The 25,965-nt window shown below is 59.1% G+C and carries 12 protein-coding genes; 9 read left to right on the top strand and 3 right to left on the bottom strand.

The window, feature by feature from the left end; genetic code table 11:
* Position 1: 1 nt before the first annotated feature.
* Positions 2-11,827, bottom strand: a complete 11,826-nt coding sequence (locus VQ575_RS04120) for a two-partner secretion domain-containing protein (RefSeq protein WP_325919140.1) — start codon at positions 11,825-11,827, stop codon at positions 2-4.
* A gap of 295 nt (positions 11,828-12,122) precedes the next feature.
* Between VQ575_RS04120 and VQ575_RS04115 the strand changes: the two genes are divergently transcribed.
* The 9 genes from VQ575_RS04115 to VQ575_RS04075 all read left to right on the top strand — a co-directional run bounded on the left by VQ575_RS04115 (position 12,123) and on the right by VQ575_RS04075 (position 24,743).
* Entirely contained in the window at positions 12,123-13,724 is a 1,602-nt protein-coding gene (locus VQ575_RS04115; RefSeq protein WP_198726269.1) for an ABC transporter substrate-binding protein, read from the top strand.
* Between the two features lie 255 nt (positions 13,725-13,979).
* Positions 13,980-15,605 carry an ABC transporter substrate-binding protein gene (locus VQ575_RS04110; RefSeq protein ID WP_325919138.1) on the top strand — a complete coding sequence of 542 codons (1,626 nt, stop codon included), beginning with the start codon at positions 13,980-13,982 and terminating at the stop codon, positions 15,603-15,605.
* A gap of 292 nt (positions 15,606-15,897) precedes the next feature.
* Positions 15,898-17,499 carry an ABC transporter substrate-binding protein gene (locus VQ575_RS04105; protein WP_325919136.1) on the top strand — a complete coding sequence of 534 codons (1,602 nt, stop codon included), beginning with the start codon at positions 15,898-15,900 and terminating at the stop codon, positions 17,497-17,499.
* A 171-nt stretch (positions 17,500-17,670) separates the two neighbouring features.
* On the top strand, positions 17,671-19,104 hold the full coding sequence (locus tag VQ575_RS04100) for an OprD family porin (protein ID WP_039592276.1): 1,434 nt from the start codon (positions 17,671-17,673) through the stop codon (positions 19,102-19,104).
* 75 nt (positions 19,105-19,179) lie between these two features.
* The gene (locus VQ575_RS04095; RefSeq protein ID WP_039592277.1) at positions 19,180-20,775 is read left to right on the top strand and encodes an ABC transporter substrate-binding protein; all 1,596 of its coding nucleotides are present in this window, start codon (positions 19,180-19,182) and stop codon (positions 20,773-20,775) included.
* A 76-nt stretch (positions 20,776-20,851) separates the two neighbouring features.
* Entirely contained in the window at positions 20,852-21,862 is a 1,011-nt protein-coding gene (locus tag VQ575_RS04090; protein WP_039592278.1) for an ABC transporter permease subunit, read from the top strand.
* A 10-nt stretch (positions 21,863-21,872) separates the two neighbouring features.
* A complete protein-coding gene (locus tag VQ575_RS04085; protein WP_039592279.1) occupies positions 21,873-22,784 on the top strand; it encodes an ABC transporter permease subunit in 912 nt (303 codons plus the stop codon).
* A 10-nt stretch (positions 22,785-22,794) separates the two neighbouring features.
* Positions 22,795-23,763: an ABC transporter ATP-binding protein gene (locus tag VQ575_RS04080; RefSeq protein WP_039592280.1), complete on the top strand. Its 969-nt coding sequence runs from the start codon at positions 22,795-22,797 to the stop codon at positions 23,761-23,763.
* A complete protein-coding gene (locus VQ575_RS04075) occupies positions 23,763-24,743 on the top strand; it encodes a peptide ABC transporter ATP-binding protein (protein WP_039592281.1) in 981 nt (326 codons plus the stop codon). The genes VQ575_RS04080 and VQ575_RS04075 overlap by 1 nt, the downstream gene beginning before the upstream one ends.
* Before the next feature lie 194 nt (positions 24,744-24,937).
* On the opposite strand, the gene VQ575_RS04070 is transcribed toward VQ575_RS04075, so the two are convergent.
* Positions 24,938-25,258, bottom strand: coding sequence for a hypothetical protein (locus VQ575_RS04070; protein WP_325919134.1), 321 nt, complete (start codon positions 25,256-25,258; stop codon positions 24,938-24,940).
* Between the two features lie 258 nt (positions 25,259-25,516).
* Positions 25,517-25,768, bottom strand: coding sequence for a hypothetical protein (locus VQ575_RS04065; protein WP_039592283.1), 252 nt, complete (start codon positions 25,766-25,768; stop codon positions 25,517-25,519).
* Between the last annotated feature and the right edge of the window lie 197 nt (positions 25,769-25,965).

The raw sequence follows: 25,965 nt of genomic DNA, 5'->3' as shown, positions 1-25,965 counted from the left end.
CCTACTTAATTAAATGCTCAATAGATCCAAATAGCTCTGGACGCCCAATATCCTTATACGCCTGCTGCAATCCCGTTTTGATTTGGTCTGGAGTATAAATTGCTTTTCTGCCTTCCTTCATTGGTGGCAAATATTGATTGATCGCTTTATGCATGGCATCCGGATTAACTGCTCCAGTGTGAGCATATTGAGTAATCAAAGTAGCCGGATGATCAAGCATATCGTTACGGGTGTATCCCAACATCTCCCCCAAATACTGCGGTAGAGTGTGATGCGCTTGAAAACCTTTATTCAACCCCTTTAGTTCCCTATAGGTCGGGCTGAGTATCTCAGGCAGGGTTTTCCCTGCGTCTTTTGCATCCGAAGCGTAAGTCGCCAAGCTTTCAAGTAGATCACTGGCTTCCTGCGCCTTGCCATCCTTTAGCAGGGCTCTGCTCTCACGCACCCCAAAAGCAAAAATATCACCAGCACCAGGAACCACACCTATCGATGCAAAAATATAGTCCCATGCATCCTCAGCTTCTGCAAAAGCCTTTACATCTCCAACCCCCGGCGCCAGGTCAGTTCCTATCGAAAATAGGCTCTTGCTGATGCTAGTCGAAATTTGCCGAATGACTGCATCGTCGAGCATTTTGATGCTGCGCAACTCACCCTGAATCGTGAAGTTCATCAAGTCAGGGTCTTTCAAGGCTTGCTGCAGCTGTTCTTGCGCTTGCGAGGTATTCTGATGCCTCAACAAGTCAAATCGAGCTATTTGGGCTTCCGTCCGTGCAGTGGTACAGGCAGGGCTTGTTGCTGCTCCATCACATGCAGCCCAAACAGCCTTGTCACGGTTTACATCCAGTTGGTTGAGCTCATCCCTACGAGTACAAGCCTGCTGATCGCCAGCTTTACAACCTTTAATGGCCTCGAAACGCTCGGCGTTCTCCGTATGATTTAGGAAGTTGTTCTGGGTAGCATTAGCCGCAACCGTAGCGGCGATGGATGGATCACCTCCAGTTGCTACCGTGGTCAGCACGCCTACAAGCTCTGAGGCGGCCAACAGTTTGCTGACGCCTTGCTGGTACTCCAGGCTATTTTTACTTACACCTTTCGGTAATAACTTATCCGCGAGGAAATCTACCAGTACCTCATTCGCCCCCGCCGCAATTGCCCCCGTACGGAAGTCGCCCCCCATCGCCTCGGCCATCAAACCACCCAAAGCCGCATGCATCACGACTTTGGAAAGCTTGCCGTCGTCGAAGGCAGTAATGTCACCAATTTTATTAGCCGAAACCGCCCCACCAATACTGATGGCCGAACCCAACGCGGAAGCCACCAGGTTGTCCTTCAGACTCCCCCCCATGATTGCTGTCTTGGCAGCAGCGTCAGCGGCCACTTTGATCGCCACGCTCTGTGCGCTGGCGAGATCAAACTTCAGATCCGTAGCACTAAACCCGAACTGCGATGCGATCCCCGCTGATGCACCTGCCAGCACATAACCTTTCAGACTCTCCGATGAAAAGACGTCTTTGAAGACTGCACCCAGGTTGCCTTGATTATTAATCGCACTGACCGCTGCGCCGCTGGCCATTGAGGTCAGCACAGCGGAGGCCATTATGTTCCCCAGCCCCGCCCCAACAGTGGAACCAACGGCAGCTCCCCCCGTCAGCGCTGCACCGGATGCGACCCCGCTTGCCGCCATCGCAGTGCCTGAGCCCGCCGTCGCGCTGGCTGCTGTTCCCACCGCTGCGCTTGCCGTGCCGGCCGTCAGAACAGTGACGATAATAATCACCGCCAGCATCGCCGCCGGCCCCATACCCGAGCTGCTGTATTTGAACGACTCGTGGGTTTCCTTGATCAGTTGCCAATCCACATCACCGCGCTGCTCGGCTTCCTTGAGCCAGGCCAGTTGCGGGTCGGCCTTGACCATGGCGTCGATGGTCTGGCTGACGGTGTTCTGGTTGATCTTCTTGATATCGATGTTCAAGCCGTTGACGGCGTTGATGACCAAGTCGCCCTGGGCGACCAGTTGGCTTTGACGCAAGGTCTCATCGGTGTTGCCGCGGCCCTTGGCGGAGTTCCAGGTCATGCTGTTGCGGCTTTTCTGATGGCTCTCCTGATGGAGGTCCTTAACGCCTTCAAAGGTGATGGCGCCGCCGCTGGCGAGATTGATGTCCTGACCACTTTCAAGCTTGGCCACCTGGTAGCGTTGGTCACCGCCGCTGAGCACCGTCAGATCACCACCGGTGCTGATTTGCGTGCCGATATTGGTGACATGGGTAACTTCGTCGCGTTGGGTTTTCTTGCTGCCCCAGCCGCCTTTCTTCTTCATGTCGTACAGCGAATAACTGCTGTTCTGCGCCGCAAGCAGTTCGACTTTTCCTGCCGCCACCAGATACGCTTCGTCCCGCGCCGTTATCCGGCTGGACACCAACGCCATGTCACCGCCGGCACTAAGCGATACGTCGCCCCCCGCCTCGACGGTGGCAGCCACTTGAGTGACCTTGTCTTGTTGACGGGTTGTCTTGCGGATTCTGGAATAGCTGTGACTTTCATCGGCAGCGGAAGACAGCAACAGGTTTTCGGCTGCGGTCATCGACACGTCGCGCTTGGCCGCGATGTCACTGGCGACCACGGCTATGTCGCGTCCGCTCTTGAGCGTCAGGTCTCGCCCGGCGTCGATGCTGGCGCTGTGCTGCGTAATCGTTTCGTTACGGAAGCGAGACTGTTTGCCAGAGTCGCGCTCTTGCACGGCAAGGACACTGATGTCGCGAGTGGCATCAATGTAAGTATCGCCACCACTTTTCATCACCCCACCGGCATTGACGGCATCACGGCCGGCCGAGATCGTCAGTTCATTGGCCGCTTCGATCCGGGCGGCGCTGTCGACATAATCGCGGTGTAGCGTGGTGCTGGAGTACCGTGAGTCCAGCGTCGTCGCGGTACGCTCGTTAATCACGTCGCCACTGACAGCCACGAGGTTCACATCACGCCCGGCGATAATCCCGCCGGCTTTGTTCACCAAGTTGTTGCCGGCCAGCAGGTCCAGCCGATTCCCCGCTTCCACCAACCCGCTATTGACCAGGTCATTGCCCACAGTGGCGGAGAGATTGTTACTGGCTCGCAACGTTCCGGAGTTGGTCAGGTCCTTGCCGGCAATCAGCGTGACATCGGAGCCCTGGATCAACGCGCCATTGGCGGCCAACCGGTTGTTGGCGTTGGCCATGTACAGCACCGGCACCAGCACGTTCTCGCCATTCACCTGGTGCTCTTCGAGCCAGACAATGTCATGGGTCAGGGCGGCGACCTGCTGTGCGGTGAGGGTTACGCCCACCGCCAGGTTCAGTTGGTCCTTGCTGGCGATGGCATTGTTCATCAGGTATTTGAACATCGCCTCGTCGGAGGTCTGGCCGTCGATGAAACGCTGGCCGGTGCGGGCGACAACGGCCTGCTGAACAAGGCGTTGCTCATACAAGCCATCACCCAGGCGTTTGGCGGCAGTGTCTGGATCGTAGCCCAGGTTTTCCAGCAGATAATCCGAACTCATGAACTGATTGAGGTTGGTAAGCACCGGATTGGTTTCGATCAGGTACTTGTGCGCATTGGACGGTGCCTGGACATCCGGGAGACCGGTGACGCGATTGACAGGCCGCGTCACCAACGCCGCCTTGATGTCGGCGCGTGGACCTGCCCCGATCGCGGTCGAAAGAACCGAGACGTCAACAGCGCTGGCATTCTCCGTGACCGGCAACGGCAGACGCCTTACCGGGTCGACGGCCCGCTGACTGTCAGAGACGGATACAGGGCCGTCGACCGATAGGGTGCGTGGGCCGAGGGCAGCAACCGCCGTATGTTGCAGCGCATCGACGCCCGCGCTATTCAGACTCCAGCCCTGCGTCCCGGTCGGAGCCAAGGGGATCGGTTTGGACGTCCCACCCTGGTCACTGAGGCGAAACAAACCATTCTGCCCCGTCGGCAATACGAATCCCGGCAGGCTTAACGGATTGACCTGTTGTTTGGAAAGATCGGGAGGTAACTGGCTGTTGAGATGCACGAGCAAGGGTTTACCGGTGCCACCGCCCAGCGTGTTCTGCCGACGATCAACACCCGCACTGAAGGCATAATCTTCGTGTACGACGCTGTTGCTCAGGGTTTGCGCTGCGCTAATGCTGACCTTTCCACCCGCCTGGACGATAGCCGATTGAACAGAACCTCCGTCCCGGGAAACTTCCACGTCGCTGGTCACGTTAAAGCGGGTGAGCTGGGCAGGAAGAGGCAGCAGGTTGTTGGGGTCGTATTCGGACGTTTCATAGCGCTCAGGCTTATGCCATGCGCCATATCTATCCAGTTTGCGCCTGGTTACGCTATCCACCAGGATCATGCGCTCCTCTTCACTACCTTTTTGGTAGTACCTTTCCATCGCGTAGTCGGTGGTTCGGAATTGCCCGACATCATCGATGTAGTGAAAGGTCAACGGCCCGTTGTCGTTGCGCTTGTTGAACTCCCACATCGCCCCAAGGGCAAACCGGTTATGCGTACCGTCGGTAATCCCCGGCGCACTGAAAATCCGTGTGCGCTCGATGGTTCCACTGGCCGCACCGATATTGCTGAAGTTGTTGGCCGCGATGGTGATGTTACGAGCCGCCGTCACTTCGCCGCGGCTGTTGAGGAAGTCCCCACCATTGAAGGTGAAGTTACCGCCGGCGGTCAGTTTGGCCGTTGGCGACTGGTCGACCACCGACCCTTCGTAGATTTCACGCAACCCGTAGTCGACGTAATAGGTGTCGCCGCTGCAATCATTGCAATGCACGGCAATGAACGACGAGATCAGCTTGCGGGCAACTTCGAATTTTTCGCCACGGTTGTTCAGGGTGGTGGCATTGATGGACATGTCCCCGGCGCTTTCCATGACTCCGGAGATGTTTTCCAGCACATTGGCCCGCGCCGCGCCGTTATAGCCTTTAACAGTGAGATCACCCAGGCTGTAGAAGTCGCCATAGCTGTTGGTCACACTGCCGACTTCCAGCGCGGTGTCATCCCCGCTGAAAATCAGCCCATGGTCGTTCATCAAAGAAGGCGTTTTTACCCGCAACGACTGCGCGCTACCCAAGGTGCCGGTGTTGTTCAGGCTCCCCGCCTCAACAGTTAGCCCCCCGTTGGATGTCAACCTGCCCGCATTGCTTAGCTGTCCGCCAACCTTGATCGTAGTGGCGCCGCCACCGGCAATGCTTGAGGCCGCATTGAGGTTCAACTGCGCAGCGCTCAGGTAAAGGTCGCCAAGGCTCGACACCCGACCGTTGCCGCCATAGCTGCCGCCCAGTTGCAGATCCAGGCTGGCGTCGCTGGCGAACAGTCCGTTGTTGATCCAGTTCGTCCCGCGGCCTTGCAAATGCTTGGTGGCCAACAGTTGGCCGCTGGCCGTCTGGGTGAAGTTGTTGACGTTGACGTTCAACCGCCCGGCCTGGATCACGCTGGAGTTGGTCCAGGTGTCGGCATTCAGAGCCAACGTACCGCCGGTGGTTATACCGCCGCCGGCACCCATCACGTTGGCGGTGGAGATATCGAACGTGCCAAGGCCTACGTGGTTGAGTTGACCGCCGTCATTGAGGAAGCTCCCGACGGCCAGTGTGAGGTCAGTGTTGGCGGTTTCCAGGACACCATTGCGGTTGTCCAGCAGGCCGCCAATCTGGAAGCTGGTTTTGCCTGTGCTGCCGAGTGAACGAAGCTGTCCGGCCTGGTTATCGAGGCTGATCGCCTTGACGGTCAGTTGGGTGTCGCTTTCGATGATACCGGCGCGGTTGCTCAAGGTTCCGGTGATGCTCAGGTTGACAGTGTCACCGGCCATCTGACCGCCGGCGTTGTTCAGGCTTGTGCCGGTCACTGCCGCCAAGCCCTTGGCGTAGAGCGCGCCCTCTCGGTTTTCGAAGGCAGCGCTGGTGACGCTGGCGTCGGAGCCTTGCGCCGAGATCCGTCCGCCGATGTTGTTCAGGCCGGCCAGGGCGGTGAGTTTCAATGCCTGGCCCTGGATGATACCGCGCTGATTGCTGTTATTGAGGTCATAACCGTTGCGCAATACGCCTACGGTCCGAGCTTCCAACGCACCCGCGACGCTCGACAATATGCCGCCACGGTTGTCGATATTGGCGGCCTTGACGAAGGTCGTTCCGCTTTGAGCGATGACTTTGCCGCTCTGGTTATCAAAGTCGCCGCTGATATCGAGGGTCAGGCCGTTCTCGCCCTGAATCGTGCCTTTGCCGTTGAGGAGGCTGCCCGCCTGGACCTGCACGTCGGCCTTTTGACTGTAGATCAACCCGTTGGTGTTGTTGCGCACCGCACCGCTGGCGGTGACCAGCAGAGCATCGTTGGCCGCGACAGTCCCGCCCAGGCTGTTGTCCAGGGTTTGGGTCAGCAAGGTCAGTGTGCTTTGGCCGGCGAGTTGACCTTTCTGGTTGCTGAGATCGGTCACGCCCTTGATCAGCATCGGGCCGGCGCCGGCCAGTTTGCCGTCATTGTTGTTCAAGCTACCGAGCAGGTTCAGCGTCAGCGCAGCATTGCCGACGATCTGCCCTGCGCGGTTATCCAGGGAGTTCACATCGGCACTGATGGACTGTTGCGCGTTGACGGCACCACCGACGTTGGTCAACGCGGTGGCGCTGATACCAAGCCCCGCGCCGCTGCCGATGAGACCGCCCTGGCTATTCTTGAGCTCGCCTTCAAGCTCAAGTGTCTGCCCCGCGCCACTGCTCAGGATGCCTTTGTTGCTGTTGTCCAGGCTGTTTGATTTGACGCTGAGCTTGCCCTGGCTGACCAATGCACCGGCGTTGCTGTTGAGCAGCGCCTCCTTGAGGTCCACGGCAACATCACCGTTGCGACTCGAAAGCGTGCCGTTGTCGCGGTTATCCAGGCTGCCGCCTTCAACGGCCAGGCCCTGCCAACCAGAGATCAACCCTTTCTGGTTGATCAGAGTCGTGCCGGCGACACCCAAACGCTGGCTGCTGATCAGCTTGCCAGCGCTATTGTTCAAGGCGCGGCCGATGACATTGAACCCCAGGCTGCTGGAGATTTCTCCTTTCTGGTTGTTGAGGTCACGCAGACGGTTGAAGGTCAGCGGTCCCTTGGCGGTCAGCAACCCATTGCTGTTATCGAAGTCGCCGTTGGCAAGGGTCACGGTAACCGCCTTGTCCCCGAGCAAACGTCCGGCCTGCTGGGTCAAGGCGGTCAGCGTCAGGTTGATATCGCCCTTGGCCGAGGCTTCACCATCATTGCTGGAATCCAGATGGGTGCCGGTCAGCGTCAGATCTCCCTGGCTGTGGATCAACCCGCCTTCACGGTTGTTCAGCGCCTGGGTGTCGAGGGTGACAGCGTCGACGCCGAGCACCGTGCCGCCCTGGTTGTTGAAATCACCACTGTTGAGCGTGAGGGTTTGGGCCGCGCTGATCAGCCCCTGGGTGTCGTTGCGCAACAAGCCATCGGAAGTCAGTTCCAGATCGCCTCGGCTGACCAGGCTACCGCCGCTGTTGTTCAAACTGGCCGCCCGAACATCAAGGGCCGCCGCGCCGATCTGGCCCTTGAGGTTGTTCATCACGTTGGTGATGCGCAAGGTCAGTGCCTGGTTGCTCAGCAGTTTGCCGGCGCTGTTGTCCAGATTCTGTGCGGTCAGGGTGAATGCTTGGGCGCTGGAAATTTCACCGCCCTGGTTGTTGATGCCGTTGAGTTGCTTGAGCAGCAGAGCGCCTGGTGCGTTGATCAGGCCGCCCTGGTTGTTGAGCTGGCCGTTTTGCATGTCCAGGCTGAGGCGGGTATTGCTGAACAGCTTGCCGCCTTGTTGATCCAGGCCGGTGACCGTTGCGGTCAAGGCGTCCTGACTGCCGATGCGGCCGTCTTGCTGATTGGTGACCTGGCCTGCGACGAGGTCTAGCGTGGCGGCGCTGGTCAGTCGGCCGCCCTGGCTATTGTCGAACGCGCCGGTGGTGACCGTCACCGCGCCCTTGCCGCTGATGCTGCCACCCTGGCGGTTGTCGAGGCTGGCACTGTTCAGCGTGAGCGTGCCATCGGTGATCAGGTTGCCGCCCTGGTTTTTGATGCTGGTGTCACTGATGAGTTTAAGGTCGCCCGCGCTGGAGAGACTGCCCTGAGTGTTGGTCAGCTCGCCGGTCTCGACGGTCAAGGCGCCTTCGCTGCTGGCCTGGCCCTGGCTGTTATCGAACGCGTCGGTCAGGTCCAGGTGCATGCCCTGCACACTCAACAGATTGCCGCCGGTGTTATCCAGCGAACGCCCCTCAACGTTCAGGGTGGTGGTGGCGCTGAGCAGGCCTTTGTTGCCGTTGAGCAGTTGATCGACGGTCAGCTTCATAGCCTGGCCGGCGAAGGCCTTGCCACCATCGCGGTTATCGAATTTCTTGCCGATAATCGACAAGTCAGAATTAGTGGTGAGTTCGCCGCCACGGTTATCGACGTCATCAACCGTCAGGGTCATGGCTTTGCTTGCGCCCAACAGACCGTTGAAACGGTTGTCCAGTGTGTCGGCGGTGACCTGCAAGGTGCCGGTCGTGATCAGTTGGCCTTTGCTATTGTCCAGAGACGTAACTTGAGCAATGCCGTCAGCCTTGCCGGCGATTTCACCGCTGCGGTTATCCAGGGTTTCGGCGACCAGCAGGAGCTCACCGTCAGCGACCACGGTACCGCTCTGGTTATCCAGAGTTTTGTCGGTTTGCAGTTCCAGTCGATCGAAGCTGCTGATCAGGCCTCCATTGTTGTTGAGATTTGCGCTGCGACTGTCCAGAGAAGCGGCGGAGATCACCCCCTTGATGTTATCCAGGGCCTGCGTAATGCGCAGGGTCAGGCCTTGGCTGCTCAGCAGCTTGCCACCGTTATTGTTCAGGTCGCTGGCGGTGACGTTGAACGCCTGCTGACTGGATATTTCGCCGTTCTGGTTGTTAACGCCGTTGAGGTTTTTCAGCATCAGCAACGGCGCGTTAATCAGCCCACCCTGGTTGTTCAGTTGACCGTTGTTCAGGTCCAGGCTCAGGCTGGCTTGGCTGAACAGCTCACCGCCCTGTTGATCAAGGCCGGTGACTGAAGCGGTTAAGGCTTTTTGGCTTGCAATGCGTCCGGCGGCACTGTTGACCTGCTTGGCGGTGAGATCCAGGGCGGCGCCGCTAATGAACCGACCGCCCTGACTGTTATTCATATCGCCCGTGGTGACGGTGGTGGTGTCTTTACCGGAGATCAGGCCTTTCTGGCTGTTGTCCAGGCTGACGCTGTCGACCATCAATGTGCTGTCGGTGCTAATCGATCCGCCGCGGTTGAGCAAGGCGCCACGACTGGTTACGGACAACGCACCGGCGCTGCCAAGGTTCGCCCCGGTGTTGTCCACGCTCTGGGCGTTGACGGTCAGCGCCCCTTCACTGTTGATGAGCCCCTGGGTATTGAGCAAGGCATCGTCGAGGGTAATGTCCAGCCCTTTTAGGCTGTTAAGGCTGCCACCGCTGTTGTCCAGCGTTGCACCGCTGAGAACCGTCGAACCCTGAGCAACGATGAGGCCTTTGTTCTGGTTGATCAGTTTGGCAACGGTCACTTGCAGATCGGTAGCGGCGAGAATTTTCCCTGCGTCGCTGTTGTCCAGACGCTGGCCGTCGATGTCCAACAACAGACTGCTGGACAGCTCGCCGGCGCGGTTGTCGATGTCCTCGACCTTCAACGTCAGCGCTTTAGTGGTGCCGATCAACCCGCCATTGCGGTTATCAAGGGTAGTACCGGTCAGCTTCAGATTGCCCTGGGCGACCAGTTCACCACCCTGCTGTTGCAGCAGACCGATGGTGGCGGTGAGATCGTTCTGACTCGAGATCCGGCCAGCCGCGTTTTGCACTTCATCAGCATTGAGGGCGACCGGACCTACGGCACTGAGCAGGCCGCCAGCGTTATCTAGGCGCACGCCCTCATAGGTGATACCAGCCTTGCTACTGATTAAACCTTTATCGCGGTTATCCAGTCGGCCAACCTGAAGTTTCAGTTGCTCGTCCGCCTGGATCACGCCGCCACGGTTGTCGGTCGAACCACCGATTACGGTCAGGCTGTTTTGGCCCCGGATCTTGCCACCACGATTGTCGAGGCTGGCATTGCGCAGATCGATTACGCCTTTGGCGGTAATTTCACCTTCATTCTGGTTATCCAACAAACCACTGATACGAGTGGTAAGGGTGCCGTCGCTGACCAATACGCCAGCGTCACGGTTATCCAGACTGGCCGCGCGCAGGTCAAGGTGTTTGCCCGACCCCAGCAAACCATCGCGATTGTCCAGCGCGCCGCTGAGGTCGATGTTCAGACCGAGGTCGCCCAGAATCTGGCCGCTACGGTTATTCAAAGCGGCGCCGGTGACTTGAGTAACGGCGGCGCTGGAGATTTCGCCGTCATGGTTATCCAACTGCCCAACGTCAACCGTCAGGCTACCGTTGCTGCTGACCACGCCCTGCGTGTTGAGCAGCTTGTCAGCGCTGACGTTCAGCGCGCCGTTGCTCAGCACGCGACCTTTGTTCTGGTTATCCAGCGTCCCGGCCTTGACCGTGGCGGTTTGTCCGGCGCTCAGAGTGCCACCCTGGTTGTTCAACGCCTGCGCAACGGTGGTCGTGAGATTACGACTGGCCACGATGCTCTTGCCGTGGTTATCGAGCGTATTCGCCGTAACGCTTACATCCCCCAAAGCATTACGCGTGTTATCCGCATTCACTCCAGCTTCAATAATGCCGCTGTTTGTCAGTTGCCCGCCGGCACTCAGAACAATCCCATCCCGCGCCGCCAACGTTTGCCGGTTCGTCAGATCACCCTGGGTCTGCGCATTCAACGTCGTACCGGCATAAACCGACCCCCGCACATCAACGCTCGCAGCCTTGACGTTAACCGCCCCGCTGGCCGAGGTATCAACCATGCTCAAACGCCCATTGGCATCAAGCTGGATATCCCCGCCACTGGCAATCAACTTGCCGTCCAACTTCACGCCAACGCCGGCCTCGGTGCCCACCAGTTTGATGGCGCCTGCGTACATGCCACCCAACGCCGACGAGTCGATCGCCAGTTCCGGCTTAGCGCTGCCGTCATCAGCGCGAGCGGTGGCGCTCAAAGTCTCTGCATTGACGTCATTGCGACCGGCCACAATCGTCAGGTTTTTCGCCTGGATCTCGGCGTTGATCTTGGCGCTGCGGGTGATGATTTCGAAGTGGTCGACGTTGCTGGCATTGAGGCCCGCGCCTTCGATGGCGACGCTGCCCTGATCCACTTGGTAGCGGTCCAACCGACCGTTTTCCACCACCGGTTTGCCGGTGCTCAAGGTCACTTTCGGGCTGTTGATGAAGCCGCAGCCGTTGCAGGTGATGCCATACGGGTTGGCGACGATGACGTGGGCCGACTGACCCGCCACTTCGGTGTAGCCGCGCAGTTGGCTGGGGTTGCCGCCGTTGACTTCGTTGAGGATGGTTTGTGCGGCTGAGCCTTTGAGGTTCGGGTTGCCGAGGATGATCCCGCCCAGTTGCGTGGATTGGGTGCGGTTGGTGGCGTTGTTGAGGATCACGCCGTTGCTGTCGACGTTGTAGTCCTTGAACTGGTTGTGGGACAGGCCGTTGGCATTGGGCTTGGCGATGTTGACGATGGGCACGCCATTGCCCGCGCGGTCGAGGCCGGTGCCGGGCGCGCTGACCACAATGCCCTCGGCCTGGGCCCACATTGGTTGCCAGAACATGACGTTGGCCAGCAGGAACGCCAGGCTGCGCTTGGGCATGCCGAGGAACCGCTCGCGGTTTTTCAGGGCAGCAGAAGGTTGGCGGGCCAGGAAGGCGTATTGGCGGTCGTCCATGATCGGGTCTCGTTGCAGCGCAATTAAGGAGGTCATCCGTGCCGAGGTCACTGGCAGAAAAGCCAGACACGACCTCATCCCCAAGGCAAGGAAGACGCTTGTCATTCCCTGCCCAGCAAGCAATATCAAAATAGTGGCGCGATACTAGATAGCCATTATTCCGGCGTCAATTAAATATTGGTAGAAAATGCGGTATGCCCAAACCCAGGGGTGCCCCTTACTTTTGGATATTTCCTACACCCTTGTCCCAACCGCTAGTCTTCGGAAAACCTTTCGCCACGCCCCAAGGGATTTCATGGACAGAACCACGTTAAAACCCCTTTTGCTCGCATTCGCACTGGTCAGCGCAGCGCCACTGGCCCAAGCCGCCAACACCCTGGTCTACTGCTCCGAAGCAAGCCCCGCCGGGTTCGATCCCAGCCAATACACCAGCGGCACCGACTTCGATGCCTCGGCCGAAACCGTCTTCAACCGCCTCACCCAATTCAAGCGCGGCGGCACCGAGGTCGAGCCGGGCTTGGCGACGAGTTGGGACGTTTCCGCCGACGGCCTGGCCTACACCTTCCACCTACGCGAGGGTGTGAAGTTTCATACAACCGAGTTCTTCACCCCGAGCCGCGACTTCAACGCCGATGATGTGCTGTTCACTTTCCAACGCCTGCTGGACCCACGGCACCCGTTCCGCCAGGCCTACCCCACCGAATCGCCGTACTTCACCGACATGGGCCTGAACACCACGATCAAGAGCGTCGAGAAGGTCGACGAGCACACCGTGCGTTTCAACCTCAATAATGTCGACGCCGCGTTCGTGCAGAACCTGGCGATGAGCTTTGCCTCGGTGCAATCCGCCGAATACGCGGCGCAATTGTTGAAGGAAGGCAAGGCCGGCGACCTGAACCAGAAACCCGTCGGCACCGGGCCGTTCGTGTTCAAGCGTTACCAGAAGGATTCGCAGATCCGCTACGTCGCCAACACCGCGTACTGGAACCCCGAGGACGTGAAGCTCGACAATCTGATTTTTTCCATCACTCCGGACGCCGCCGTGCGCCTGCAGAAGCTCAAGCGCGGCGAATGCCAGGTCAGCGGTTACCCGCGCCCGGCCGATATCGAAGTGATGGAGCAGGACCCGAACCTGCGGGTGCTAAAGCAGCCCGGTTTCAATCTCGGTTTCCTGGCGTACAACGTGACGCACCCGCCGCTGGACCAGCTCAAGGTCCGCCAGGCGCTGGACATGGCCATCGACAAGCCCGCGATCATAAAGGCCGTGTACCAAGGCGCTGGCCAGCTGGCGCAGAACGCCTTGCCACCGGCCCAATGGTCGTTCGACCCAACGATCCAGGACGCGCTCCATGACGTGACCAAGGCCAAGGCGCTCCTCAAGGAAGCCGGGGTTGCGCCCGGTACAACCATTGATTTGTGGGCGATGACAGTGCAGCGCGCCTCCAACCCCAACGCGCGAATGTCGGCGCAAATGATCCAGCAGGATTGGGCCAGGATCGGCATCAAGGCCAACATCGTCAGCTACGAATGGGGCGAATACATCAAGCGCGCCAAGAACGGCGAACACGACGCGATGATCTATGGCTGGACCGGCGACAACGGTGACCCGGACAACTGGCTCGGCGTGCTTTATAGCTGCGCGGCGGTCAAGGGCAGCAACTACGCCAAGTGGTGCGACCCGGCCTACGACCGGTTGATCCAGCAGGCGAAGGTCGCGACCGACCGCCAGAAACGCATCGACTTGTATCAACAGGCGCAGAAAATCCTCAAGCAGCAAGTGCCCATCACGCCCATTGCCAACTCAACGGTGTTCCAGCCGATACGCAAGGAAGTGGTGGATTTCAAACTCAGCCCGTTTGGCCTTACACCCTTCTACGGCGTGGGTTTGAACAAGTAAAACCCGCCCCATGGCGGTGCGTCGCAGCCCTGCGTCGCACCGCCAACGGGCGCCGCTTGCCCCAAAAAAACCGGCGCAAACGGTCAAATGCGTCAAAAGTTATAAAGATGCGACATTAAGGTACGTTCGTTCCACTGTTTCAGACTTGAAACCGCTCTGGATCTTGCATTGGGTATGGGGCCTGCATAAGTATCCGCAGGACGACTCACGAGGTCGCCCTCAAATCCAAAAATGACAACAAATCATGAGGCCAACATGCTTAAACACGCGGTCATTCCGTTTTTAGTCGGCGCAGGCTTGTTAGCCAGCGCTCCTTTCGCTTCCGCCGCGACTAACCTGGTGTTCTGCTCCGAAGGCAGCCCGGCCGGTTTCGACCCTGGTCAGTACACCACCGGAACCGACTTCGACGCCTCTGCAGAAACCATGTTCAACCGCCTGACCCAGTTTGAGCGCGGCGGCACCGCCGTGATTCCTGGCCTGGCCACCAAGTGGGACATTTCCGAAGACGGCCTCACCTATACCTTCCACCTGCGTGAAGGCGTCAAGTTCCACACCACCCCGTATTTCAAGCCGACTCGTGAGTTCAATGCCGACGACGTGCTGTTCACGTTCAACCGCATGATCAACAAGGACGACCCGTTCCGTAAGGCCTACCCAACCGAATTCCCGTATTTCACCGACATGGGGATGGACACCAACATCACCAAGATCGATAAAGTCGACGACCACACCGTCAAGTTCACCTTGAAAGATGTCGATGCCGCGTTCATCCAGAACATGGCCATGAGCTTCGCCTCGATCCAGTCCGCCGAGTACGCCGCCCAACTGCTCAAGGACGGCAAGGCCCCGGACATCAATCAGAAACCGGTCGGCACTGGCCCGTTCGTGTTCAAGAGCTACCAGAAAGATTCCAACATCCGCTACACCGGCAACAAGGAATACTGGAAGCCTGAAGACGTGAGGATCGACAACCTGATCTTCGCCATCACCACCGACCCTTCGGTACGTATCCAGAAGCTGAAGAAAAACGAGTGCCAAATCACCCTCTTCCCACGCCCGGCCGACCTCAAGGCGCTGAAGGAAGACAAAGCGCTGAAGATGCCTGACCAGGCGGGTTTCAACCTGGGTTATGTGGCTTACAACGTGATGGACAAAGTCAAAGGCGACGACAAGCCCAACCCACTGGCTGACCTGCGCGTTCGTCAAGCCTTGGACATGGCCGTGAACAAGCAACAGATTATCGACTCGGTGTACCAAGGTGCGGGCCAACTGGCAGTCAACGCCATGCCTCCGACCCAGTGGTCCTACGACACCACCATCAAAGATGCCAAATACGACCCTGAAAAAGCCAAGTCGCTGCTCAAGGAAGCCGGCGTCAAGGAAGGCACAGAAATCGTTCTGTGGGCCATGCCGGTTCAGCGTCCGTACAACCCGAACGCGAAACTGATGGCAGAAATGCTGCAGAACGACTGGTCCAAGATCGGCCTGAAGGTCAAGATCACCAGCTACGAATGGGGCGAGTACATCAAGCGTTCCAAAGGTGGCGAGAACCAGGCCATGATCATTGGCTGGAGCGGTGACAATGGTGACCCGGACAACTGGCTCAACGTGCTGTTCGGCTGCGACTCGCTGGCCGGCAACAACTTCTCCAAATGGTGTGACAAGAAATTCGACGGCCTCGTGAAAGAAGCCAAGCGCACCACCGACCAGGCCAAGCGCACCGAACTCTACAAACAGGCGCAACACGTCCTCAAGGATGCTGTGCCGATGACACCTATCGCTCACTCGACGGTGTACCAACCCATGCGCGCCAACGTGCAGGACTTCAAGATCAGCCCCTTTGGCTTGAACTCCTTCTACGGCGTCAGCGTCAGCAAATAAGCTCCAGAATCGGCGACGTTGCCTAACGTCGCCGATTTTTTTGGGCTGATGTATCGGAATCTTCCTACGCAGGACCCCGATATCTCACACGGCAGAAGGTAAAGGCGCGTTGCCTTTTCCTACAAGTCTTTAGGACTCAGCGCATTTACTGCCAGACCGACGGCCCCTACCGTCAGGGCTGACAGTATTTGCATGAGTTCTCGGTCTGCCATATGCATGGTTTGGACTCAATGCAGCCATCGGATCCCGGAAGGGTTCGGGCGCATTGCACAACACTACAAGAGGGAGCGTCATGCGCCATACCTTGGTTTTATCCGCATTGCTGGGCACCGGCCTGCTGGCCGCCACATCCGCAGCCCAGGCCGCCGGTGGCAGCCTGGTGTTCTGTTCCGAAGGCAGCCCCGCCGGTTTCGACACCGCGCAATACACCACCGCCACCGACAACGATGCGGCCGAGCCGCTGTACAACCGCCTGGCCGAGTTTGAAAAAGGCGCGACCAATGTCGTCCCAGGCCTGGCAACGAGGTGGGACATTTCCGAAGACGGCTTGAAATACACTTTCCACCTACGCGAAGGGGTGAAGTTTCATACAACCGATTATTTCACGCCGACCCGGGACTTCAACGCCGACGACGTGCTCTTCACCTTCAACCGCATGCTTGACCCACAGCATCCGTTCCGCAAGGCCTACCCCACCGAGTTCCCGTACTTCAACGGCATGAGCCTGAACAAGAACATCGCCAAAGTGGAAGCGACCGGGCCGCTGACCGTGGTCATGACCCTCAACAGCGTGGACGCCGCGTTCATCCAGAACATCGCCATGAGCTTCGCCTCGATCCTTTCGGCCGAGTACGCGGATCAGTTGCTCAAGGGCGGCAAGCCGAGCGACATCAACCAGAAGCCGATCGGCACCGGGCCGTTCGAGTTCAAGAGCTATCAGAAAGACTCCAACATCCGCTACGTCGCCAACGACAAGTACTGGGCGCCGGAACGGGTGAAGCTGAAAAACCTGATTTTCTCCATCAACACCGACGCGTCGGTGCGGGTGCAGAAACTCAAGGCCAACGAATGCCAGGTCACCCTGCATCCGCGCCCGGCCGATGTGCCGGCGCTGAAGAACGACCCCAAGCTGCAGTTGATCGAGAAGCCGGGCTTCAACCTCGGCTACATCGCCTATAACACCCGCCACAAGCCGTTCGACCAGGTCGAAGTGCGCCGGGCGCTGGACATGGCGGTGAACAAGCAAGGCATCCTCAACGCCGTGTACCAGGGCGCGGGGCAACTGGCGCAGAACGCCATGCCGCCGACCCAATGGTCCTACGACGACACCATCAAGGACACGCCTTACAACCCGGAAAAAGCCAAGGAGTTGCTCAAGGCCGCCGGCGTCAAGGAAGGCACCGAAATCACCCTCTGGGCCATGCCCGTGCAACGTCCGTACAACCCCAACGCCAAGCTGATGGCCGAGATGCTCCAGGCGGATTGGGCGAAGATCGGCCTGAAGGTGAAGATCGTCAGCTACGAATGGGGCGAGTACATCAAGCGCACCAAGAATGGCGAGCACGACATCAGCCTGATCGGTTGGACTGGCGACAATGGGGACCCGGACAACTGGCTGGGCACGCTGTACAGCTGTGACGCCATTGGTGGCAACAACTACTCCATGTGGTGTGACCAGGACTACGACAAGCTGATCAAGCAGGCCAAGGTCGTCACCGACCGCGACCAGCGCACCGTGCTCTACAAACAGGCCCAGCAATTGCTCAAGCAGCAAGTGCCGATTACCCCTGTTGCCCACTCGACGGTCAACCAGCCGCTGAGTGCCAAAGTCGAAGGATTCAAAGTCAGCCCCTTCGGTCGCAACGTCTTCTCGGGCGTCAGCCTGAACCCATAACCGTCTAGCCACGCAGCGCGGGCTTCCTTTGGAAGCCCCACGCCGACGTCTTGCCGTAATTCGCCGATTCGGCGCCAAGCAAACGTTTGCAAGCTGCGAATGAGTTAAAAACCAATAGCCGATTCACCCAAAAAGATCGGCATGAAAAAGAAAGAAAAAGGAGCGTTACCAATGAAACTGAGCAGCACCGCGATACTGGCCTTGGCCATCAGCAGCGTTACGGCCACGGCTTACGCAGATCCTCAAAGCCAGGCTGTCAGCCCGGTCTCCCTCAAAGAAAAAAGCGCCCAAAGCGAAGCTACCGGCTTCTTGGAAGGGCAATCGGTGACAGGGTCCACGCGTAACTGGTACGCGAACGAGCAGCTCAAGCGTGGCGGGAAGTTCGTCTACACCAAAAACGGCGCTCTAGCCGAAACTGACCGCCGGATCAACTGGGTTCAGGGCACCATCGTCAATTACACCTCGGGCTTTACCGAAGGCACCGTCGGTTTCAGCACTGAAATCGCTGCCTATAACGCCATTGCGCTGGAGCGTGATCGTGAAAACCTGGCGGCTGGCAATGGCGGCGCCCCGAAAACCGGAACCGCCTCGGGCAACAACCGTACCCTGACCGAAAAAGGCGGTGACGCGGTGGGCCAGTGGAGCAAACTGGGTTTGGCTAACGTGAAGGCGCGCTTCTCCAACAGCACGCTGACCGCCGGTCGCCAAAGCTACAGCAGCCCGCAAGTCGACACGATCGGTAACCGAGCCCTGCCATCAAGCTTTCAAGGGGTGAGCTTGAATGTCGCGGAGCTGGAAAACCTGACCTTCGACGCAGCAACCTTCGATCGCGTGTCCCCACGTTCGGAACAAAGCCTGCGTAAATTCCGCGCCGAATACGCCAACGGTCGCCAAGAGTCCGACCATATCCACACCGCCGGCATCACCTACACGCCGCTCGCCAGCCTGACCACAAGCCTCTGGGCCACCAAGGCCGAAGATCTTTGGAACCAGTATTATTTCGGCGCTAGCCATGTGCTTGGCGACAGCTCCGTGCTGAGCCTGACTACCGGGCTGAACTATTACAAAACCCAGGAAGAAGGCAAAGCGCTGATCGGCGACATCGACAATGACACCTATTCGTTGTCATTCGGCCTGACGCACCAGGCGCACACCCTTACCCTTTCCTACCAGCAAGTGAACGGTAACGAGTATTTCGACTACCTGAACGAAACCAACGGCATCTACCTGGCCAACTCCCTATTGTCGGACTTCAACGGCCCGAACGAAAAATCCTTCCAGGTCGCCTATGGCCTGAACATGGCTGAATATGGCGTTCCAGGCCTGAAATTCAATATTTACCAGGCACGTGGCTGGGGCATCGACGGCACCCACTACAGCGGCAACAACGGCGTGGTTGGCAAAGGCTACGATGGTATCCAGACTCAGGACGGCGAACACCATTACGAATACGGCATCGGCGCATCCTATGCCGTACAGAGCGGCCCTTTGAAAGCCACCGCGATCCGCGCGACCTACACCGCACACCGCGCCAGCGAAAACCAGTCTGACGGCAGCATCAACGAATTCCGCCTGGTCACCACCATTCCGTTCAACATTCTCTAACCTTTCCACCGACGGTCGACCCACAAGGTCGACCGTTCGGTTTTTTGCCGTTCAACCGATTGCAGAGGATTGACGATGAACATGAACCCCCTACGCGCCGCCATCGCCGCCGCGCTGCTGAGTGTCGCCGTTGGCGCCACGGCCAAACCCCTGGTGGTTTGCACAGAAGCCAGCCCGGAAGGCTTCGACATTGTCCAGTACACGACTGCAGTCACCGCCGATGCTGCGGCGGAAACCGTTTTCAACCGCCTGGCCGACTTCAAGCCCGGCACCACCGAAGTGATTCCGGCCCTGGCCGAATCCTGGGACATCAGTGAGGATGGCCTGACCTACACCTTCCATTTGCGCAAGGGCGTCAAGTTCCACACCACCGATTACTTCAAGCCGACCCGCGACATGAACGCCGACGATGTGGTCTGGAGTTTCCAGCGTCAGCTGGACCCGAATCACCCATGGCACAAATTGTCGAGCGTGGGCTTCCCGTACTTTGAAAGCATGGGCTTTAAGGAACTGCTCAAAAACGTCGAGAAAGTCGACGAACACACGGTCAAGTTCAGCCTGACCCGCCGCGAAGCGCCGTTCCTGGCCGACATCGCCATGGCTTTCTCCTCGATCTACCCGGCTGAATACGCCGACCAGTTGCTCAAGGCCAACAAAACCGGCGACCTCAACAGCAAACCGATCGGCACCGGCCCGTTCGTGTTCCAGCGCTACAACAAGGACGCCCAGGTTCGCTTCAAGGCCAACCCGGACTACTTCCGTGGCAAGCCGCCGGCGGACGCGCTGATCTTGGCCATCGCCACCGACAACAACGTGCGCATGCAGAAGCTCAAGACCAACGAGTGCCAGATCGCGCTGTATCCCAAACCCGACGACATCCCCAGCGTCAAGAAAGACCCGAACCTGAAGGTCACCGAGCTGGACGCGATGACCGTTTCCTACACCGCCATGAACACCAGCCACAAATACATGAGCGACGTGCGGGTACGCAAAGCCATCGACCTGGCCTTCGACAAGGAAGCCTACGTCAACGCGCTGTTCGGCAAGGGCAACGCTACCGTGGCGGTCAACCCGTACCCGCCGACACTGCTGGGCTTCAACCACGACCTGAAGAACCCGGCCCGCGACCTCGACAAGGCGCGCCAGTTGCTCAAGGAAGCCGGCGTACCGGAAGGCACCGTGTTCACGCTGTTCACCCGCAACGGCGGCGGCCCGACCAACCCCAATCCGATGCTCGGCGCGCAGATGATGCAGGCCGACCTGGCGAAAGTCGGGATCAAGGTCGATATCCGCGTGATGGAATGGGGCGAAATGCTCAAGCGCGCGAAAAACGGCGAGCACGACATGGTCTCCGCCGGATGGGCGGGCGACAACGGCGACCCGGATAACTTCCTGACGCCTATGCTCAGTTGCGAGGCCGCCAAGAACGGCGAAAACTACGCGCGCTGGTGCAATGAGAAATTCCAGGCGCTGCTCGACCAGGCACGCGCCACAGTGAACCCCGAGGAACGCGCCAAGCTCTATGAACAGGCCCAGGTGATTTTCAACCAGGACCAGCCATGGATCAGCATGGCCCACACCCGGATGTTCACTGCAATGCGCAAGAACGTAGAGGGCTACGTGATTAGCCCGCTCACCACCAACAACTTCGCCACCACCCAGGTGAAGTAGATAAGAAAACGCCCGGCGACTCTTGATCCCGAGAATCGCCGGGCACGCCTAACCGGCTGATGAGGTACACCTGAAGATGTTTAGTTTTATTGCCCGCCGACTGGGATTATTAATCCCCACGTTCTTCGGCATCACCTTGCTGACCTTCGCGTTGATTCGCATGATCCCCGGCGACCCCGTGGAAGTGATGATGGGCGAACGTCGGGTCGATCCCGAAATGCATGCACAGGCAATGGAACGCCTTGGCCTCAACAAACCGCTGTATGCCCAGTACCTGGACTACATCGGCAAACTGGCCCAGGGCGATCTCGGCGAATCGCTGCGCACCCGTGAAAGCGTATGGACCGAGTTCAGCTCCCTGTTTCCCGCGACCCTGGAACTGTCCATGGCCGCGCTGTTGTTCGCCGGTATCCTGGGCTTGCTGGCCGGGGTGATCGCGGCACTCAAGCGAGGATCGCTGTTCGACCATGGCGTAATGGGCATCTCCCTGGCGGGGTATTCGATGCCGATCTTCTGGTGGGGCCTGATCCTGATCATGTTCTTCTCGGTGTCCCTGGGCTGGACGCCGGTGTCGGGACGCATCGACCTGCTCTACGACATCGAGCCGAAAACCGGCTTCATGCTGATCGACACGCTGTTGGCCGACGAGCCGGGCGCGTTCCTCGATGCGCTGCATCACCTGATCCTGCCGGCCATCGTGCTGGGCACCATTCCGCTGGCGGTGATCGCCCGCATGACCCGCTCTTCGATGCTCGAAGTGCTGCGCGAAGACTACATCCGCACCGCCAAGGCCAAGGGCCTGTCGCCGTCGCGAGTGGTGTTCGTGCACGGCCTGCGCAACGCGCTGATCCCGGTGCTGACCGTGGTCGGCCTGCAAGTCGGCACGCTGCTGGCCGGTGCGGTCCTGACCGAAACGATCTTCTCCTGGCCGGGCATCGGCAAGTGGCTGATCGAAGCCATCGGCGCCCGGGACTATCCCGTGGTGCAGAACGGCATCCTGTTAATCGCCTGCCTGGTGATTCTGGTCAACTTCGTCGTGGACGTTCTCTACGGCTTTGCCAACCCACGTATCCGTCACCAGCGCTGAGATCAAGACCATGAGTACTCCAACTACCGCGGTAGCAGTCGATCAAAGCCTGCTGTACCCATCCCCGTACAAAGAATTCTGGCAAGCGTTCTCCCGCAACAAGGGCGCTGTCGCCGGGCTGCTGTTCATGACCCTGATCGTGTTCTGCGCGATCTTCGCCCCGTGGGTCGCGCCTCACGATCCGAGCGAGCAATACCGCGACTTCCTGCTGACGCCGCCGGCCTGGCTCGAAGGCGGGCAGATGCAATTTTTGCTGGGCACCGACGAGCTGGGCCGCGACCTGCTCTCGCGGCTGATCCAGGGCTCGCGGCTGTCGCTGCTGATCGGCTTGTCGTCGGTGGTGATGTCGTTGATCCCGGGCATCCTGCTGGGCCTGTTCGCCGGATTCTTCCCGCGTATCCTCGGCCCGACCATCATGCGCCTGATGGACATCATGCTCGCCCTGCCGTCCTTGCTGCTGGCCGTGGCGATCGTCGCCATCCTCGGCCCAGGCCTGATCAACACCGTGATCGCCATCGCCATCGTCTCGCTGCCATCCTACGTGCGCCTGACCCGCGCTGCCGTGATGGGCGAGCTGAACCGCGACTACGTGACCGCCGCCCGCCTGGCCGGTGCCGGCCTGCCGCGTCTGATGTTCATCACCGTGCTGCCCAACTGCATGGCACCGCTGATCGTCCAGGCAACGCTGAGCTTTTCCTCGGCGATCCTCGACGCCGCCGCCCTGGGCTTCCTCGGCCTCGGCGTCCAGCCGCCCACCCCCGAGTGGGGCACCATGCTGGCCTCGGCCCGCGACTACATCGAACGCGCCTGGTGGGTCGTGAGCCTGCCTGGCTTGACCATTTTGCTCAGCGTGCTGGCAATCAACCTGATGGGCGACGGGCTGCGCGATGCGCTGGACCCGAAACTCAAGAATGCCGCCTGAGGAGATTCCCATGTCACTGCTAGAAATCAAGAATCTCAACGTCCGCTTCGGCGACGCCACCGCCGTGCCGGTGGTCGACGGCCTGGACCTGAGCGTGGAAAAAGGCGAAGTCCTGGCGATCGTCGGCGAATCGGGCTCGGGTAAATCCGTGACCATGATGGCGCTGATGGGCCTGATCGAGCACCCTGGCATCGTCACCGCCGACGCGCTGAACTTCGACGGCAAGAACATGCTCAAGCTGAGCAACCGCCAGCGTCGGCAGATCGTCGGCAAGGACCTGGCGATGGTCTTCCAGGATCCGATGACCGCGCTCAACCCCAGCTACACCGTGGGTTTCCAGATCGAAGAAGTGCTGCGCCTGCACCTGAAGATGTCCGGCAAGGCCGCCCGCAAGCGCGCCATCGAACTGCTGGAAAAAGTCGAGATCCCCGGCGCCGCCAGCCGCATGGACGCCTACCCGCATCAACTGTCCGGCGGCATGAGCCAGCGTGTGGCGATTGCCATGGCGATTGCCGGCGAGCCGAAGCTGCTGATCGCCGACGAACCGACCACCGCCCTCGACGTGACCATCCAGGCGCAGATCATGGACCTGCTGCTGGCCCTGCAAAAAGAGCAGAACATGGGCCTGGTGCTGATCACCCACGACCTCGCCGTCGTCGCCGAAACCGCCCAGCGCGTGTGCGTGATGTACGCCGGCCAGGCCGTGGAAGTCGGTAAGGTGCCCGAACTGTTCGACATCCCCGCCCATCCGTACAGCGAAGCGCTGCTGGCGGCGATTCCGGAACACAGCATGGGCGCCGAGCGCCTGGCGACCTTGCCCGGCATCGTCCCCGGTCGCTATGACCGTCCGCAGGGCTGCCTGCTGTCGCCGCGCTGCCCGTACGTGCAGGACAACTGCCGTCAACAACGCCCGGCGCTCGATCCGAAATCCAACAGCCTCGCCCGCTGCTTCTACCCGTTGAACCAGGAGGTGGCGTGATGGCCGTCGTACTTACCGCCCGTGACCTGACCCGTCACTACGAAGTGTCCCGTGGCATGTTCAAGGGCCATGCGACCGTGCGCGCCCTCAACGGTGTGTCGTTCGAACTGGAAGCCGGCAAGACCCTGGCCGTGGTGGGTGAATCCGGTTGCGGCAAATCCACCCTCGCCCGGGCCCTGACGCTGATCGAAGAACCGTCCGCCGGCTCCTTGAAAATCGCCGGCCAGGAAGTCGCTGGCGCCAACAAGGCCGAACGCAAACAACTGCGCAAAGATGTGCAGATGGTGTTCCAGAGCCCTTATGCGTCCCTCAACCCGCGGCAGAAAATCGGTGATCAACTGGCCGAACCGTTGCTGATCAACACCAACCTGTCGGCCACCGAGCGGCGGGAAAAAGTCCAGGCGATGATGAAGCAGGTGGGCCTGCGCCCCGAGCATTACCAGCGCTACCCGCACATGTTCTCCGGCGGCCAGCGCCAGCGCATCGCCCTGGCCCGCGCCATGATGCTGCAACCCAAGGTGCTGGTGGCGGACGAACCGACCTCGGCACTGGACGTGTCGATCCAGGCTCAGGTGCTGAACCTGTTCATGGACCTGCAACAGGAATTCAACACCGCCTACGTGTTCATTTCCCACAACCTGGCGGTGGTGCAACACGTCGCCGACGACGTGATGGTGATGTACCTCGGCCGCCCAGTGGAAATGGGCCCCAACGAGAACATCTACAGCCGCCCGCTGCACCCGTACACCCAGGCGCTGCTGTCAGCCACCCCGACCATCCACCCGGACCCGAACAAGCCGAAGATCAAGATCGTCGGCGAACTGCCCAACCCGCTCAACCCGCCTTCCGGCTGTGCTTTCCACAAGCGTTGCCCGTATGCCACCGAGCGTTGCAAGACGGAGGAACCGGCGTTGCGGCCGTTGGATAACCGGTTGGTAGCGTGTCACTACGCTGAGCGGTTTCTGGATGGTGCGGCGTAAGGCGGTTTAGCGAAGGATCCGTGGCGAGGGAGCAAGCTCTCTCGCCACTACGCTGTACCTATTCCCCGACGTCGACGAAATACAGAAGATTCACGCTTACTCCAGGGCGAAGCGCCTCTGAGGCTGCCCGTCCCATTTATCTGGATAGCCAGGCCGTCGATGCTGACGTCGAATTTGAACTCGATCTCCGCGCATCAATGATTATGGTCAGGTGAGGAAAAATCCGTGCTCTTGCGCGTGATGTAGCCGCGTTGCCAAGGCTCGAGCTTTCCTTCTATTTCATAAAAAGCCTTAGCTAATGAGTCCAACGTGTATATCCCTGGGCCACCAGGAGGGAAATAAAACGTCAACTGTCTTGCTCCACCATTATTTGATGTCCAATCGGCTTGAACTACGAAATCAGTGCCCCCGTCATCAGCAATCAGTGTCAAATCCTTCAAAACTTCAAACTCAACACCTCCTACAGATCCCTTCATCCAACCAGAGGCTTCAGGATGCTGGTCACTGATTTTCATGTTTGATCTCCTTTCCCGGAACTGATGAGCCATCGGGCAGCCATTTCCAATGGTTATAAGAGCCACACGAAAATCCGTCTACTGTCAGACCTGACAGGTGGTCTCAGCTTTTTCGTATGAGACAAACAAGTAATCCTCCGACTCTTTTCGGCCTACTGCGCCCGGAACGTCGGACCGCTCCAGCGGGAGCCCCCGCCCTCGAGGCAATAAAAAACCTCCAGTCCGACCAAGGCTGGAGGTTTTTTCATGTCGGATGTTCTACGTCTGGCTATCGCCCTCCGCATCCTCATCCTCATCCGGCATATCGACTGGCGAACCATCATCATCCTCGCCATCGTCCGGATCGCCTGCATCCGCATCGGTCGCGGCAAGCATAAACTCGCCCTGCGCCACCGCCCCGCTCGATGCGTGTTTCTCATGCTCATCACACTCAGCCCACGCAGCCGTAGAACCGAGGGACAGCAACACCAATACCTTCAGCAAAAACATCATGCGCAACAGCTTATTCATAGCCCAATTCCTTCTTTCCGGATAAAGCAGAGCCCGACGGCGCCTAAGAGAAGCTAATTATGAATAGAACAGTTCATCAAATAGGACGCCCCGGAACAGCTGGAAATGCCGCCGTTCTACAGATTGGTTTCGAATAAGGGTTATCTCCAAACCTACTAACACCACAAACCTTCTATGGGAGCGGGCTTGCTCGCGAG

The sequence above is a fragment of the Pseudomonas frederiksbergensis genome (assembly GCF_035751725.1).
Lineage (GTDB): Bacteria > Pseudomonadota > Gammaproteobacteria > Pseudomonadales > Pseudomonadaceae > Aquipseudomonas > Aquipseudomonas frederiksbergensis_A.
The sequence above is the reverse complement of the archived record's forward strand: the minus strand, read 5'-3'. Positions and strand labels throughout refer to the sequence as shown.